The sequence below is a fragment of the Mesorhizobium sp. B4-1-1 genome (assembly GCF_006439375.1).
Taxonomy (GTDB): Bacteria; Pseudomonadota; Alphaproteobacteria; order Rhizobiales; family Rhizobiaceae; genus Mesorhizobium.
In genome coordinates, this window is the sequence record NZ_VFTH01000028.1 from 22,368 (window position 1) to 37,384 (window position 15,017).

Sequence of the window (15,017 nt, forward strand, 5' to 3'; positions counted from 1 at the left end):
CTGACGCTAAGGCGTTGCAACGCTTACAGAATTCTGCACCGTTGCGCTCGACGTCGAAGGTCACGGAATGGATCCTCGGGTCAAGCCCGAGGATGACGAACGCGAAGGGAAGCGCCCATATCTCGCCGTCGCCGAAAGAACCTCGCAGGCACCCCAACCTGCTGCGCCCTATCCCTTCCGCAGCGTCTCGACATCGGTCTTGCCGACATACCAGTCGCGGGCGTTGACCTCCTCGAACACCACCCAGACATCGTCATTGCCGAGCCCGGTGGCGTCCATGATGGCCGCGGTCACTTTCTTGGCGATGTCAGCCTTCTTGCCGGCCGGATCGGCGGCGATCACTTCCTTGACGATGCGGATGTTGACGAATGGCATGATGTTCTCCCCGTGGGTTCTTGCGTTTGGCGTCAGGCGACGGTTTGGCAATTCGCTCCGGCAAAGCGGATGGCGGTGGTTGCGGGAGCCGCAGCGCCGCGGGCGCTGCTGGGATGCGCAGAAAGGCCAGGAATGGCCGAAGAAGCGCCTGCAGAACCTTCAATAGGTTTTCGCCCCATTCACCATCAGCCGCACCATATAGAGCGAGGTGGTGCCGGCGATGTAGAGACAGTTGAGCTTGTTGCCGCCGAACACGCAGTTGGCGGTCACTTCCGGCACCTTGACCTTGCCGATCAGCGTGCCGTCCGGATCATAGCAATGGATGCCGTCGGCGGCACTCGTCCAGATGCGCCCGGCGGAATCGAGCCGGAACCCGTCGAACAGGCCGGCGGTGCAGTCTGCGAAGACCTTGCCGCCGGAAACCTTCCTGCCATGCTTGCCGACGTTGAAGACGCGCACATGCGCCGGGTTCTTCTCGCCATGCGTGCGGCCGGTGTCGACGACGTAGAGCAGGCTTTCGTCGAGCGAGAAGGCAAGCCCGTTCGGCCGCACCATGTCGGTGATGACGGCCTCGACATCGCCCGTCTCGGGATCGACGCGATAGACATTGCAGGCACCGATCTCGCTTTCGGCCTTGTCGCCCTCATAATCGGTGTCGATGCCGTAGCTCGGATCGGTGAACCAGATCGAGCTGTCGGAGCGTACCACCACGTCGTTGGGCGAGTTCAGCCGCTTGCCCTTCCATTTGTCGGCGATGGTGGTGACCGAGCCGTCAAACTCGGTGCGGCTGACGCGGCGGCCGGAATGCTCGCAGGTCACCAGCCGCCCCTGCCGGTCGACGGTATTGCCGTTGGAATTGCCGGACGGCTGGCGGAACACGCTGACGCTGCCGTCGGTCTCGTCATAGCGCAGCATGCGGTTGTTCGGGATGTCCGACCAGACGACATAGCGGCCGGCGGCGAACCAGGCCGGCCCTTCCGCCCAGCGGCAGCCGGTGAACAGCTTTTCCACCTGCGCGCTGCCGTTGAACAGGCGCGCGAAGCGCGGATCGAGAACTTCGTAATAGTCTGCGGCCGCCATGCATGTTCCTCCCGGCATTCACGTGACGGGCGGATCAAGCCAGCCCGAAGGCGATCTGGCAAGACGGCAGGCCGTAATTTGTATGACAAAACAGATGAGAACTGCGTGAAGCCCGGCCGGCGCGGGCCGCGTGCGGCGCATTGCCTGTTAAGGCTGGGTTAACCGGCTATGCGCTGAATGCAATGGTGCATTGCAACATCTTTCTTTTGCATCGCACCATTCCTATGTCATCCTCGTAATCGTCAGGGAGGAACAACTAAGAAGGAACCCTGTCATGTTCGACAATCTTGTCTCCCGCGCCCGCGCCAGCATGGCCAAGCGCCGCCACTACAACCGACTTGTCGCCGAAATCGAGAACCTGTCCAGCCGCGATCTCGCCGATCTGCGCGCCGACCGCTCGGAAATGCTCTATCAGGTCCACAAGCAGATCTACGGCTGATCCTTTTTTCGACCGTTGAGCGCGCCGGTCACGTTCGTCATCCTTGGGCGCAGTGACGCGTAGCGGCGCGAAGACCCAGGGATCCATGCCGTGACTTTCGAGCGCCGCGGCGGCGAAGACACGTGCGCGCGCAAGCGCCAATTCTGGGCCGCCGCGCTCCTCGGTCAGGCGTCACGGAATGGATTCTAGGGTCTGCGCGCGTCGCTTCGCTCCTTGCTTCGCCCTAGAATGACGAACGTGACAGGCGCCTCAGCCCGGCGCCACGTCAGCCCGGCGCCGCCAGCGCTTTCTCGATCTGCGGCAACAGCAACGCCCTGACCGACTCGGGCGTCAGCGGCCCGACATGCTTGTAGGCGATCCTGCCATCCTTGCCGATGACGAAGGTCTCGGGCACGCCGTAGACGCCCCAGTCGATCGCCGCGCGTCCGGCCGGATCGACGCCGATCGCCTGATACGGATTGCCGAGATCGCCAAGGAAGCGGCGGGCGTTTTCCGGCTGGTCCTTGTAGTTCAGCGCGGCAAGCGTGAAGCGCTTGTCCTGCGACAGGCCGAGCAGCACCGGATGCTCCTCCCGGCACGGCGCGCACCAGGACGCGAACACGTTGACCAGTGTCACCTTGCCGGTAAAGGACTTTGTATCCAGCCCCGGCAGGCTGATCCCTTCGAGCGGCGGCAGGCTGGTCTGCGGCGCCGGCAGCCCGATCAATGCCGAGGGGATTTCAGAGGCATCGCGGCCCGAAAGCAGCTGCGACAGGAACAGCCCCGCCAGGCCCAGGAACACCAGAAGCGGCAGAAGCACGAACAGGCGACGCCGCGGCGCCGGCGTTTCGGTTTCGATGCTCATGATTTGACAGCCTTGTCGGAGCGCCGGCGCACTCCGGCCGCTTCCAGCGCCGCGAGCTCGCGCTTGCGCGCCCGCTGGTCGAGCAGGATCCAGCCGATCAGCCCGGCGAGCACGACGGCGGTGATGGCATAGGCGGCGGTGACGAAGAGGGCGTGCGCGCTCATGTCAGCCGCTCCCCGCTCTCCGCCGTGCCAATCGTTGCGATCATGTCTTCCCTTAACCTCGCACTGGCAGTTCCGCAATTTGTCGCGGTGCCGCAGTGAAGGAACGTCCTCGTCGTCTCAATCCGTCCCATGCCGCAGCGCCAGCGCCGCCGCCAAGGGACCGAGCACCGCAAGAAACAGCGTCAGCGCGGCAAGAATGAGGAAGGGCTGGAGGAATGGCGCCGGATCGGCCACCGCGCCATAGCTTGCCGAAACGCCGAAGATCAGCACCGGAATGGTCAAAGGCAGCACCAGCACCGAAATCAGCAATCCGCCGCGCGGCAGCGCCACCGCTACCGCGGCACCCGCGGCGCCGATGAAAGTGATGGCCGGCGTGCCGACGAGAAGCGTGAGCGCCGTGGCGCCGATGCCGAGCGGCTCCATGTTCATGAACAGGCCAAGCAGAGGCGCGGCGATCACCAGCGGCAGCACGCTGCCGGTCCAGTGCGCCAGGCACTTCGTCAGCACCGTCAGCGCCAGCATGTGGCGGTCGTTGTTCAGCACCAGCAGATCGAGCGAGCCGTCTTCGCGATCAGCCTGGAACAGGCGGTCGAGGCCGAGCAGGCAGGCAAGCAGGGCGGCGATCCACAGGATCGCCGGGCCGATGCGCGACAAGAGGTTGAGGTCGGGACCGACGCCGAACGGAATGGTGACGATGACGGCGAGGAAGAAGATGACCCCGATCAGCGCCCCGCCGCCGGCGCGGATGGAAAGGCGGATATCGCGCAGGAAGAGGGGCCACATTACAAAGGGATCCCTTGGCGAGGCTGGCGCTCCGGCACACCCCCCTCTGGCCTGCCGGCCATCTCCCCCACAAGGGGGGAGATCGAATGTCGCGCGGACTTTCGCCAATCACCGACGCCGCGAAGGAGATGCCGGCGCCGAAGCCGCCAATCTCCCCCCTTGCGGGGGAGATGTCCGGCAGGACAGAGGGGGGTGCCTCGCGCCGACATCAGTCGCCCATCCTCAACACCTTCGCCCCCTCCAGCCCCAGCGGCAGATGCGTGGCCGCCACGACAATCCCTCCGTCACGCAGATGCCCCCGCATCAGCCCCGCGAACCGATCCTCCGATGCCTTGTCCAGCCCCGCGGTCGGCTCGTCGAGCAGCCAGACCGGCCGGCGGCTCACCAGGAGCTTGGCGATCGAGGCCCGCCGTCTCTGCCCGGTCGACAGATAGCCGAAGGGCAGATGTCCGAGACCGCCGAGCGCCACCGTCTCCAGCGCTTCCTCGACGCTCAACCCCGGTTCACCCTGGAACGCGCGCCAGAAGCCGAGATTCTCCTCGACGCTGAGCGCCGTCTTCATCGCGTTGAGATGGCCGAGATAATGGGAAGCTGAGGCGACCGTCGGGAAGGCCTCGCCCCCATCCTCGAACCGCACCTTTCCTTGCGCGGCCGGCAGCAGGCCGGCGACGATTCTGAGCAGCGTCGATTTGCCCGAGCCGTTCGGACCGGTGACAATGAGCGCCTCGCCCTTGTCCAGCGCAAAGCCGATGTTGGAAAAAACCGTCTCGCCGCCGCGCTCGCCGCCTAGATTTTCGGCGATCAGCCGCATTCTTGCCCGTCCCGAAAGCACCGTTTCGTGGCCGTTTCCGGCTCACGCAAATTCGTCCTTCGACTGTCTAGAACTATTCCAGGAAATTCTCTATATGCGGTTCATCCGTGCCAGCGGTCGGCGCGGGATCAGAATTAGCGCCGAACCAGCGCACGCGCCGCCTTGAACGGCTCGGGTTGCTTGGGAGCGGACAGCGGAAATGGCCGTACCCGCACCTTTGCGCGTGATTGCATGCCAACGGCGTCCGTTCCCTTTCAGGCTGAACAGACAAGGACGGATCGCCGTGACCAAATCCCTCGACAGTTTCAATTGCCGCCGCACCCTGACCGTGGGTGGCGCTGACTATGTTTATTTCAACCTCGTCGAGGCCGAGAAGAACGGCCTCACCGGCATCGCCCAGCTGCCTTATTCGATGAAGGTGCTGCTGGAGAACCTGTTGCGCAACGAGGATGGCCGTTCGGTCACCAGGGAATCGATCCAGGCGGTCGCCGCCTGGCTGACCGACAAGGGCACCGCCGGCGTCGAGATCGCCTACCGCCCGGCCCGCGTGCTGATGCAGGATTTCACCGGCGTTCCGGCGGTGGTCGACCTGGCGGCGATGCGCGACGGCATCAAGGCGCTCGGCGGCGACCCCGAGAAGATCAATCCGCTGGTGCCGGTCGACCTCGTCATCGACCACTCCGTCATCGTCGACGAGTTCGGCACGCCGATGGCCTTCGCCCGCAATGTCGAGCTGGAATATGAGCGCAACGAGGAGCGCTACAAATTCCTGAAATGGGGCCAGCAGGCCTTCCGCAACTTCCGCGTCGTGCCGCCCGGCACCGGCATCTGCCACCAGGTCAACCTCGAATATCTGGGACAGGTCGTGTGGACCAACGCTGAAGACGGCGAGAACACCGCCTATCCCGATACCTGCGTCGGCACCGATTCGCACACCACCATGATCAACGGCCTCGGTGTTTTGGGCTGGGGCGTCGGCGGCATCGAGGCCGAGGCCGCGATGCTCGGCCAGCCGGTCTCCATGCTCTTGCCGGAAGTCATCGGCTTCCGCCTCACCGGCAAGCTCAAGGAAGGCGTCACCGCCACCGACCTGGTGCTCACCGTCACCCAGATGCTGCGCAAGAAGGGCGTCGTCGGCAAATTCGTCGAGTTCTTCGGCCCCGGCCTCTCCAACATGACGCTGGCCGACCGCGCCACTATCGGCAACATGGCGCCGGAATATGGCGCGACCTGCGGCTTCTTCCCGGTCGACTCGGAAACCATCCGCTACCTGACAATGTCCGGCCGCGAGGAGAACCGCATCGCGCTGGTCGAGGCCTATTCCAAGGCGCAAGGCATGTGGCGCGACACAGGCTCGGCCGATCCGGTCTTCACCGACCTGCTCGAGCTCGACCTCGGCGACGTCGTGCCGTCGATGGCCGGCCCGAAGCGCCCAGAGGGCCGCGTCGCCCTGCAGGACATCCCCGCCGGCTTCGCCAAGGCGATGGAGACCGAATACAAGAAGGCCGCCGAAATTTCCAAGCGCTACGCCGTCGAAGGCACCGATTACGATCTCGGCCATGGCGACGTCGTCATCGCCGCCATCACCTCCTGCACCAACACCTCGAACCCGAGCGTGCTGATCGGCGCCGGCCTGCTTGCCCGCAACGCCAACCGCCGCGGCCTGAAGCAGAAGCCATGGGTGAAAACCTCGCTCGCCCCCGGCAGCCAGGTGGTGGCCGAATATCTCGAAAAGTCCGGCCTGCAGAAGGAGCTCGACCAGATCGGCTTCAACCTGGTCGGTTTCGGCTGCACCACCTGCATCGGCAATTCCGGCCCGCTGCCGGCGCCGATCTCCAAGACCATCAACGACAAGGGCCTGATCGCCGCCGCGGTGCTTTCCGGCAACCGCAACTTCGAAGGCCGCGTATCGCCGGACGTCCAGGCGAACTACCTCGCCTCGCCGCCGCTGGTGGTGGCGCATGCGCTGGCCGGCACGGTGACCAGGGACCTGACCACCGAGCCGCTCGGCGAGGGCAGCGACGGCAAGCCGGTCTATCTCAAGGACATCTGGCCGACCTCGGCCGAGATCCAGGAGTTCATCGAGAAGAACGTCACCCGCGAGCTGTTCGCCCGCAAATATGCCGACGTCTTCAAGGGCGACGCCTACTGGCAGAAGGTCAAGGCGCCGGAAGGCCAGACCTATGCCTGGGACGACCACTCGACCTATGTGCAGAACCCGCCCTATTTCGCCGGCATGGGCCGCTCCTTCGGCAAGGTCGGCGACATCAAGGGCGCGCGCGTGCTCGGCCTCTTCGGCGACAAGATCACCACCGATCACATCTCGCCGGCTGGCTCGATCAAGGCCGCATCGCCGGCCGGCAAGTATCTGACCGAGCATGGCGTCGGCGTCGCCGACTTCAACCAGTACGGCACGCGGCGCGGCAACCATGAGGTGATGATGCGCGGCACCTTCGCCAACATCCGCATCCGCAACCACATGCTGGGCGAGAACGGCCGCGAGGGCGGCTACACGATCCACTATCCCTCGAAGGAGGAGATGTCGATCTACGACGCGGCGATGGAGTACAAGCAGCAAGGCGTGCCGCTGGTGATCTTCGCCGGCGTCGAATACGGCAACGGCTCGTCGCGCGACTGGGCGGCCAAGGGCACCAATCTGCTCGGCGTCCGCGCGGTCATCGCCCAGTCCTTCGAGCGCATCCACCGCTCCAACCTGGTCGGCATGGGCGTCATCCCCTTCGTCTTCGAGGACGGCACCTCATGGGCCTCGCTCAATCTGAAGGGCGACGAGCTGGTCGAGATCGATGGCCTGGACGCGATCAAGCCGCGCCAGAAGATGGTCGCCAAGGTCACCTATGGCGACGGCACGGTGAAGAACGTGCCGATCATCTGCCGCATCGATACGCTGGATGAGCTCGACTACTTCAAGAACGGCGGCATCCTGCAATACGTGCTGCGCGACCTGGCCGCGTAGCGGCCAGGGAATAGGGCTTAGGCATTAGGCAGTAGGGAAAGGACACCTACTGCCTACTGCCTACTGCCTTACCTTCGGCTTCCCGAACCGCGCCGTCGCCGCCAGCAACACGGCGAGCATCAGCCCGTTGAAGACATGCCAGAGGAAATGCGTGCCGAGCGGGAAGCTGGCGCAGACCAGCGGGTCGATCATGCGGCAGAGGACCGAGACGACGAAGATCGCCGACCCGGTCAGATTGTACCAGCCGGCCCGGTTGCCGGTGGCCGCCACCCACGCTCCGAAGAAGGCGAGCGCCAGGAAGGGCGGCAGGTAGCCCGTGGTGCCGTTCGACGCTTGGCGCAGCCAGTCAGGCACGGCGAAGGCGATCAACCCGGCGACGACATAGAAGGCGACGAAGACGAGGATCGCCTTGCCCCATTCCATGCCGAGGAAACGCCGCAGGTTGAACAGCGTGTAGGCCAGCGTGAAGCCGGCGATCGGCAGGATGTCGGCCCAGATCGTGCCTTTGCTGGCGAAGGTGTGGAAAAGGGTCGAGCCGATGCCGATCGCCACCACCCACCAGGCCAGCACTTCGGCGAAGGCGCCGGTCTTGTATCGCCGCACCTGCTGGACGCCCCATAGTCCCGCGGCAATGAAAGCCAGGTTGGTCAAAGCATTAGCCGGCTCGGCCCAAAGTCCAGGCCCCGTCCGTTCGCAATAGAGATCGACAGGGGTCAGGAGAGTTTGCCACATGGTGAGGATGCTGCCCCCGAATCGAACCAAGCCTTGAAATGCAACCGCCTCTCCTATTGCGCCCTTACCTGCGGCAGCAACAGCAAAAATTTCACCGCAACGTGACTTCCCGTTGACTGGCGCTTCTGCCACATATTTTAGCAATCAGAACAAAGCCGGCGTCACCGGCGGGAATTGGAAAAGTCATGGCATTTCGAGGACGATTGCGGCTTGCGGCAGTAGCGCTGGCCCTTACGGCGTTGGGCGGCGCGGCCCTGGCAGCCGAGCCTGAGAAGGCCGCGACCGGCAAGCCTCAAGCCGACAAGCCTTTGGGCGTGGTCGAATTGTTCACCAGTCAGGGCTGCAGTTCCTGCCCACCGGCCGACGAGTTGTTTGCCGAGCTCGCCGGCAAGGACGACATCGTCGCGCTCGCCTACCACGTCAATTACTGGGACTATCTCGGCTGGCAGGACACGCTGAGCACCAAGGAGAACACCGACCGTCAGTATGACTATATGCGCGCCTTCGGCAGCCGCTCGGTCTACACGCCGCAAGCCGTCATCAATGGCCGCAGCCACGTCAACGGCGCCAGCCGCAAGGATGTCGACGGCGCCTTGGCGCGGATGGACAGGATCGGTGAGGGCATGCGGGTCGCCATCAAAGTCAGCCGCACCAGCGACCGTGTCATGATCGACGCGGGCGATGCCGGCAACGGCCCGACCGACGCCCATGTGGTGATCGTCTATTTCGATCCGCCGCAGATGGTGAAGATAGGCCAGGGCGAGAACAGCGGCCGCAGCCTGACCTACTGGAACGCCGTTTCCGACATCCAGACCGCCGGCATGTGGCACGGCAAGGCGCAGCGTTACGAATTGCCGATGACCGAGATCGCCAAGAAGGGCGGCTGCGCGGTGCTGCTGCAGTCGGTCGGTCGGGACGGCATGCCCGGCCCGATCCTCGGCGCCGCCTTCATCCGCAAGCCCGACCAGCTTTAGCTTCACCTTCTCCCACAAGGGGAGAAGGGAAATAAAAAACCGGCGTCAGCTTGCTTCTGACGCCGGTCATTCAGGTTTTGGGATCGTCGCACCTGATTTTTCCAAGGAAAAACCGAGGTTGGTTCGATCCGACGCTGACCCGTGGGCGGGGGGCTTGGGGTTTACGAGCCGGTGCCGGACCGAACCGTCTCAGGCAACGCCGGTAAATTCGTCGGACATTGGGGCATGAGCGCGGATTATTTGTGGCGAGAATGTGGCGGAGCATCACCAATTCCAACATGTGTTTCGCAAATGTGACTGGACGTTTGGGAAACCGCGCGACCGCGCGCGTGCTTAGCCGGCCCTTGCAATTAGACCGCGCCCTTGCAATTCCATCATGAAAGCGCGAACCTTGCCCGGCGCATGATTCAATCGAAGGATCGAGGCATGACCGATCACAGCAGCGGGACGGAGGATGGGGAAGCATCCGGAATATTGATCCCGTTGCACGAGGCGCGCAACGCCCGCCTCGATCAGCCGGTGCGATTCGACCGGCGCGAGCTCGACCAGATCCTGAGGCTTTACGGACGCATGGTGGCGGCCAATGAATGGCGCGACTACGCGATCGACCATCTCACTGATCGCGCTGTCTTTTCCGTCTTCCGCCGGGCCAGCGAAGTGCCGCTTTTCCAGATCGTCAAGGACCCCAGGCTGGCGCGCCGGCAAGGCGCTTTTGCCGTGATCGCCGCAGGCGGCCGCATCCTGAAGCGCAGCCAGGAACTCGGCCGCGTGCTTGGCGTGTTCGATGCCAAGCTGAAGGTTGTCGAGGCGTAGTCTGGAAAGAGGAATTGAGGAACTGGAGAAAGGACTCTGAATACCTTTCTTCAATTGCCCAATTCCCCAGTTCTTCAATTCCCCTTCAGCCTTTCGCGAAACTTCCATTCCGGCAGCGAATTCGGATCGGGCGGCAGTTCCGCGCCGCCATTCAGCGATAGCTGCATGAACACCGTGTCCAGCCAGCGCCCGTGCTTGTAGCCCGATGCTTCCAGACGACCGGAATGGCGGAAGCCGAGCTTCTCGTGTAGCCGCACCGAGGCGCTGTCCGCGTGGCCGTCGCCGATCACCGCGATGATCTGGCGGAAGCCTGCTGCGCGCGCCGTCTCGATCAGGGCCTGCATCAGCAGGAAGCCGGCGCCTTGCCCCTTGGCCTCCGGCGCGACATAGACCGAATCCTCGACGACGAATCGGTAGGCGGGGCGCGGCCGGAACGGCCCGGCATAGGCGTAGCCAAGCACGATGCCGTCATTCTCCGCCACGAGATAAGGAAAGCCGCCGGCCGCCAGGCTGTCGAATCGGTCGCCCATTTCGGCGCGGCTGGGCGGCTCCAGCTCGTAGCTCGCCGTGCCATGCGCGACCGCATCGGCATAGATTTCGGTGATTCGGTCGAGGTCGGCCGCGGTGGCGGCCCTGATCGCAGTATTGCTCATAATTTGTGCAGTTCTCTTTCCTGCCTCGATAACAGCAGAGGACCGCGCAAAAAGAAAGGGCGGCCGTTGGGCCGCCCTTCGCAAAGTCTATGGTCCACTGAGACTGGGAACCGCCCTTAGCGGCGGTCGCCCATGAACTGCAGCAGGAACATGAACAGGTTGATGAAGTCGAGATAGAGGCGCAGCGCGCCCATGATCGCCTTGCGGCCGGCGACATCGGCGACGTCACCTTCGAAATACATCTCCTTGATCTTCTGCGTGTCGTAGGCGGTGAGACCCGCAAAGACCAGCACACCGATCGCCGAGATCGCGAAAGCGAGCGCCGACGACTGCAGGAAGATGTTGATCAGCATCGCGATCAGCAGGCCGATCACGCCCATGATCAGGAATGAGCCGAACGCCGACAGGTCCCGCCTGGTCGTGTAGCCGTAGAGCGACAGGCCGCCGAAGGCCGCGGCCGTGGCGAAGAAGGTCTGGGTGATGCTGGTGCCGGTGTAGACGAGGAAGATCGTCGACAGCGACAGGCCGACAAGGCCGGCATAGACCCAGAATGTGGCTTGCGCCGCGCCCACGCTCATCGACTGGATACGGAACGACAGGAACATCACGGCGGCGAGCGGCGCCAGGATGACGACCCAGCGGAACGCGCTTGCATAGATGAGCTGCCCGAAGGCGGTCAGCTGGCCGTCGCCCGTCACGGCGAGCTGGAAGGCGCCCCAGGCGGCAAGGCCGGTGATCAAAAGGCCAAGCCCCATGAGGTTGTAGACCTTGATCATATAGGCGCGCAGGCCCTGATCGATATCGACGCGCGCGCCGGGGGCGGCGGACGTCTGGTAGTTGCGAATGGGATCAGCCATTGGAAATCCTCTGTTGCTTCTGCCCCGTCCGGTGACAGGTCCGCTCGGAGCGGTCCCCGGGACCAGGCGCCGCTGGCGGAGCTCCAGCATGCCTAGCGCGAAATATGATGGTTCTTGACGTCAAGAACAAGACGGTAACGGGCCGTAACGCTTTGTGAGAAGGCAAAAGGCCGGTTTTTGGGTCTTCCGGGCGGCATTCTTACAAAGATTTAACCGGGCGGGCGGCTCTCGGCCCTCCGTCAAAGGTTGCGCAGCACCGGTGCCGCCTTGTGACCGAGCACCCGCCAGGTGCCGGCAAGGCCGATGCCGACGGTGACCGCCAGCGAAACCAGGATCGTCGCCACCGCGACCTCCGGCATGAAATGCGACGGCAGCGTCATGATATGCGCGACCACGAACCAGGCGGCGATGCCGCCGGCGGCAAGCGCGAACAGCGCCGTCGCGAGGCCGATCAGCACATATTCCAGCGAGAAGGCCGTAATCAGCGTCCGCCGCGTCGCGCCGAGCGTCTTCAGCACCACCGCGTCGTGGATGCGCGCCCGGTTGCCGGCGGCAAGCGCGCCGGAGAGCACCAGCACCGAGGCGATCAGCGCCACGCCGGCGGCGGCACGGATCGCCATGCCCAATTGCGCGACCAGCCGGTTGACGATGTCGAGCGCGTCCTTGACCCGCACCGTCGTCACCGCCGGAAAGGCGCGGGTGACGGCATTGAGCAGCCTTGCGTCGTCGGCCGTGCTGGCTTGTTTGTCGGTCAGCGTCGCCAGCCAGCCATGCGGCGCCCCGGCGAAGGTGTTGGGCGAGAAATCCATGACGAAGTTGATGCCCATCGTCTCCCATTGCACCTGACGGAAATTGGCTATTTTCGCCGTGACGTTGCGTCCCAGCACATTGACGGTGACGGTGTCACCGAGCTTCAGCCCGATCGCCTTGCCCTCCTCCGCCGAGAACGACACCAGCGGCTCGCCGGAATAGTCCTGCGGCCACCACGCGCCTTCGGTCAGCGTCGTATTTTCCGGCTGTTTCGCGTCATAGGTCAGGCCGCGGTCGCCGCGCAGCACCCAGGCGCCGTCGGCCGGGATCTTCACCTTGTCGACGTCGACGCCGTTGAGCGCCATGATGCGGCCGCGCAGCATCGGCACCTTGACCAGCGTTCCCCGAGGCGACTCCTTGCCGACGAGGCTGGCGAAGGCGTCGACGTCGCTGCTCTGGATATCGACGAAGAAGAAGTTCGGCGCCCGCTCCGGCAGGCTGCCGGAGATCTGCCGCCTGAGATTCCCGTCGATCAGCGCCAGCGTCACCAACAGCGTCAGCCCGAGGCCAAGCGACAGCACCACCGAGGGCGTCAGCGCGCCCGGACGATGGATGTTGCCGAGCGCCAGCCGCAGCGAAACGAAACGCACGCGCGGGCTCTTTTTTGCCGCCCACTGCACCAGCAACGCCACCAGCCGCAGCACCAGGAAGGCGAAGACCGTGGCGCCGACGAAGATCGAGGCGATGCGGTAATCATTGGCCGAGAGGATCGCCAGCGCCGCCAGCGCCAGCACGATCGCCAGAGCAGCGCCCGTATAGGGCAGGCGCGGCAGGCCGCGGCTCTCGAATCCCATTTCGCGGAACAGCGCGGTTGCCGGCACGTCGCGGGCGCGGCCGAGCGGCAGCAGCGCGAAGGCCAGCGTCACCAGCAAGCCGAAGAGTGCGGCCATGGCGAGCGCGCCAGGATAGAAGCCGCCTTGCGCGGGCACCGGGATGACCGACTGCAGGAGCGCGCTCGCCACGAACGGCATCGCGGCGCCCAGGATCAGCCCGAGCACGATGCCGAGGCCCGCGATCAACAGGATCTGCACCAGATAGACGGTGAAGACGAAGCCGCCCGAGGCGCCGAAGCTCTTGAAGGTGGCGATGACGCCGCGCTTGCCGTCGAGATAGGCGCGCACCGCGTTGGCGACGCCGACGCCGCCGACCACCAGCGCCGTCAGCCCGACCAGGGTCAGGAACTGCGAGAAGCGCTCGATATTGGCGGAGAGCGCGGGTGCCGCGTTGCTGCGCGTTCGGATCGACCAGCCGGCCTGCGGGAAATCCTTCGCGGCCTCGGCCTGGATGTCCTTGATCCGCGCCTCGGACGCGCCGTCGGGCAGCCTCACCTTATAGGCGTTCTCGACCAGGCTGCCGGGCTGCACCAGGCCGGATGCGGCAAGGCCCTCGCGCGAAATCATCAGCCGCGGCGCGAAGCCGAAACCGTCCGACACCGCATCCGGCTCGCTGACCAGCCTGGTTCGCAACTCGAAAATGGCGCTGCCTAGCTTCAGCCTGTCGCCGATGCGAACATTGAGCCGGTCGAACAACAGGTCGGGCGCGACGGCACCGAACACGCCGGACCTTTCGCCGAACAATTGATCCTTCGGCAGCGCCGGATCCGTCTCCAGCGTGCCGTAGAGCGGATAGGCGTCGTCGACGGCCTTTGCCTCGACCAGCGCCTGGTCGGAGCCGTCTTCCAGCCGCGCCATCGAGCGCATGCCGGAAGTCAGTGAGACCGTGCCGAGGCTTTTGATGAAGCCGAGCTCGGCGTCCGAAGCGCTGCGCTGGTTGACCTGGAAGCGCAGATCGCCGCCAAGCAGCGTCTGGCCTTGATTGGCGACGCCGGCGGAAATCGCCTGCGCCACCGAATTGACGCCGCCGATCGCCGCGACGCCCAGCGCGATGCAGGCAAGGAAGATCATGAAGCCGGACAGGCCGCCGCGCATCTCGCGCAGCGAGAAGCGGATGGCGAGCTTCAATGTCCGCATCAGGCGGGAACCTTCACGGCTTTCGGCGCGTCCTCGATCCGCCCTGAGCGCATCGAGACCTGCCGCGCGCAACGCGCGGCAAGCGTCGGGTCGTGCGTCACCAGCACCAGCGTCATGCCGCGTTCCGCCGCCTTGGCGAACAGAAGATCGGCGATCTGCTTTCCCGTCGCCTGGTCGAGATTGCCGGTCGGCTCGTCGGCGATGAGGATGCGCGGCGACGGCGCCAGCGCCCGGGCGATCGCCACGCGCTGCTGCTCGCCGCCGGAGAGCTCGCCCGGATAGTGCGTCACACGGTCGCTCAGGCCGACGGCGGCGAGCTCGCGCGCGGCGACGCCGAACGGGTCGGCATGGCCGGCAAGCTCGAGCGGCACCGCGACGTTTTCGAGCGCCGTCATGTTGGGAATGAGATGGAAGGACTGAAAGACGATGCCAATGTTTCGCCCACGAAACGATGCGATCTGGTCCTCGCTTTTGCCGTTGAGCAGCTCACCGGCGATCCGGACCGTACCCGAATCGACCCGTTCCAGGCCGGCAAGAACCATCAGCAGGGTTGATTTGCCCGAGCCCGACGGTCCAACGATGCCGGTGGCTTCGCCGGCCGCGACATCGAGGCTGACGCCTTTCAGCACGTGGACGGAGGAAGCCCCCTCGCCGAGCGTCAGCGATACGTCCCTCAGCGCGATGACGGCTTCTGTCACAATGAAAGTGCCCTATATGTGGAAAAAGGAGACGGCCCGT

Annotated in this window: 15 protein-coding genes; 4 read left to right on the forward strand and 11 right to left on the reverse strand. The window is 64.7% G+C overall.

The window, feature by feature from the left end; genetic code table 11:
• Positions 1–168: 168 nt before the first annotated feature.
• Positions 169–375 (reverse strand): 4-oxalocrotonate tautomerase family protein, encoded by a 207-nt coding sequence (locus FJW10_RS27150; protein ID WP_013892236.1) that lies wholly within the window; start codon positions 373–375, stop codon positions 169–171.
• A 159-nt stretch (positions 376–534) separates the two neighbouring features.
• Positions 535–1,455, reverse strand: a complete 921-nt coding sequence (locus FJW10_RS27155) for an SMP-30/gluconolactonase/LRE family protein (protein ID WP_140902354.1) — start codon at positions 1,453–1,455, stop codon at positions 535–537.
• Positions 1,456–1,729: 274 nt separating this feature from the next.
• Here FJW10_RS27155 and FJW10_RS30590 point away from each other — a divergent pair, with 274 nt between their 5' ends.
• Positions 1,730–1,894, forward strand: a complete 165-nt coding sequence (locus FJW10_RS30590) for a hypothetical protein (RefSeq protein ID WP_181177681.1) — start codon at positions 1,730–1,732, stop codon at positions 1,892–1,894.
• Positions 1,895–2,159: 265 nt separating this feature from the next.
• On the opposite strand, the gene FJW10_RS27160 is transcribed toward FJW10_RS30590, so the two are convergent.
• From FJW10_RS27160 to ccmA, 4 genes are all read right to left on the reverse strand, one after another.
• On the reverse strand, positions 2,160–2,738 hold the full coding sequence (locus FJW10_RS27160; protein ID WP_140902355.1) for a DsbE family thiol:disulfide interchange protein: 579 nt from the start codon (positions 2,736–2,738) through the stop codon (positions 2,160–2,162).
• Complete coding sequence (gene ccmD, locus FJW10_RS27165; RefSeq protein ID WP_140658615.1) at positions 2,735–2,902, reverse strand: heme exporter protein CcmD; 168 nt, start codon at positions 2,900–2,902, stop codon at positions 2,735–2,737. Before ccmD ends, FJW10_RS27160 begins: the two co-directional genes overlap by 4 nt.
• Before the next feature lie 117 nt (positions 2,903–3,019).
• Complete coding sequence (gene ccmB / locus FJW10_RS27170; RefSeq protein WP_140836001.1) at positions 3,020–3,685, reverse strand: heme exporter protein CcmB; 666 nt, start codon at positions 3,683–3,685, stop codon at positions 3,020–3,022.
• Positions 3,686–3,893: 208 nt separating this feature from the next.
• Entirely contained in the window at positions 3,894–4,496 is a 603-nt protein-coding gene (gene ccmA, locus FJW10_RS27180) for a heme ABC exporter ATP-binding protein CcmA (RefSeq protein ID WP_140902357.1), read from the reverse strand.
• Positions 4,497–4,779: 283 nt separating this feature from the next.
• On the opposite strand from ccmA, the gene acnA reads away from it, so the two are divergent.
• Entirely contained in the window at positions 4,780–7,470 is a 2,691-nt protein-coding gene (gene acnA / locus FJW10_RS27185) for an aconitate hydratase AcnA (protein ID WP_140902358.1), read from the forward strand.
• Positions 7,471–7,530: 60 nt separating this feature from the next.
• Here acnA and FJW10_RS27190 read toward each other — a convergent pair whose 3' ends face one another.
• Complete coding sequence (locus tag FJW10_RS27190; protein ID WP_140902359.1) at positions 7,531–8,202, reverse strand: ceramidase domain-containing protein; 672 nt, start codon at positions 8,200–8,202, stop codon at positions 7,531–7,533.
• Positions 8,203–8,387: 185 nt separating this feature from the next.
• Here FJW10_RS27190 and FJW10_RS27195 point away from each other — a divergent pair, with 185 nt between their 5' ends.
• Together FJW10_RS27195 and FJW10_RS27200 are read left to right on the forward strand one after the other, a co-directional pair.
• On the forward strand, positions 8,388–9,176 hold the full coding sequence (locus tag FJW10_RS27195; protein WP_140902360.1) for a thioredoxin family protein: 789 nt from the start codon (positions 8,388–8,390) through the stop codon (positions 9,174–9,176).
• Positions 9,177–9,602: 426 nt separating this feature from the next.
• Positions 9,603–9,989, forward strand: a complete 387-nt coding sequence (locus tag FJW10_RS27200; protein WP_140658621.1) for a DUF2794 domain-containing protein — start codon at positions 9,603–9,605, stop codon at positions 9,987–9,989.
• A gap of 74 nt (positions 9,990–10,063) precedes the next feature.
• Here FJW10_RS27200 and FJW10_RS27205 read toward each other — a convergent pair whose 3' ends face one another.
• From FJW10_RS27205 to FJW10_RS27220, 4 genes are all read right to left on the reverse strand, one after another.
• Positions 10,064–10,642, reverse strand: coding sequence for a GNAT family N-acetyltransferase (locus FJW10_RS27205; RefSeq protein WP_140902361.1), 579 nt, complete (start codon positions 10,640–10,642; stop codon positions 10,064–10,066).
• Between the two features lie 116 nt (positions 10,643–10,758).
• Positions 10,759–11,499: a Bax inhibitor-1/YccA family protein gene (locus tag FJW10_RS27210; protein WP_140836008.1), complete on the reverse strand. Its 741-nt coding sequence runs from the start codon at positions 11,497–11,499 to the stop codon at positions 10,759–10,761.
• A 239-nt stretch (positions 11,500–11,738) separates the two neighbouring features.
• The gene (locus FJW10_RS27215; protein WP_140902362.1) at positions 11,739–14,279 is read right to left on the reverse strand and encodes an ABC transporter permease; all 2,541 of its coding nucleotides are present in this window, start codon (positions 14,277–14,279) and stop codon (positions 11,739–11,741) included.
• Complete coding sequence (locus tag FJW10_RS27220; protein WP_140836010.1) at positions 14,279–14,977, reverse strand: ABC transporter ATP-binding protein; 699 nt, start codon at positions 14,975–14,977, stop codon at positions 14,279–14,281. The genes FJW10_RS27215 and FJW10_RS27220 overlap by 1 nt, the downstream gene beginning before the upstream one ends.
• Positions 14,978–15,017 lie beyond the last annotated feature (40 nt).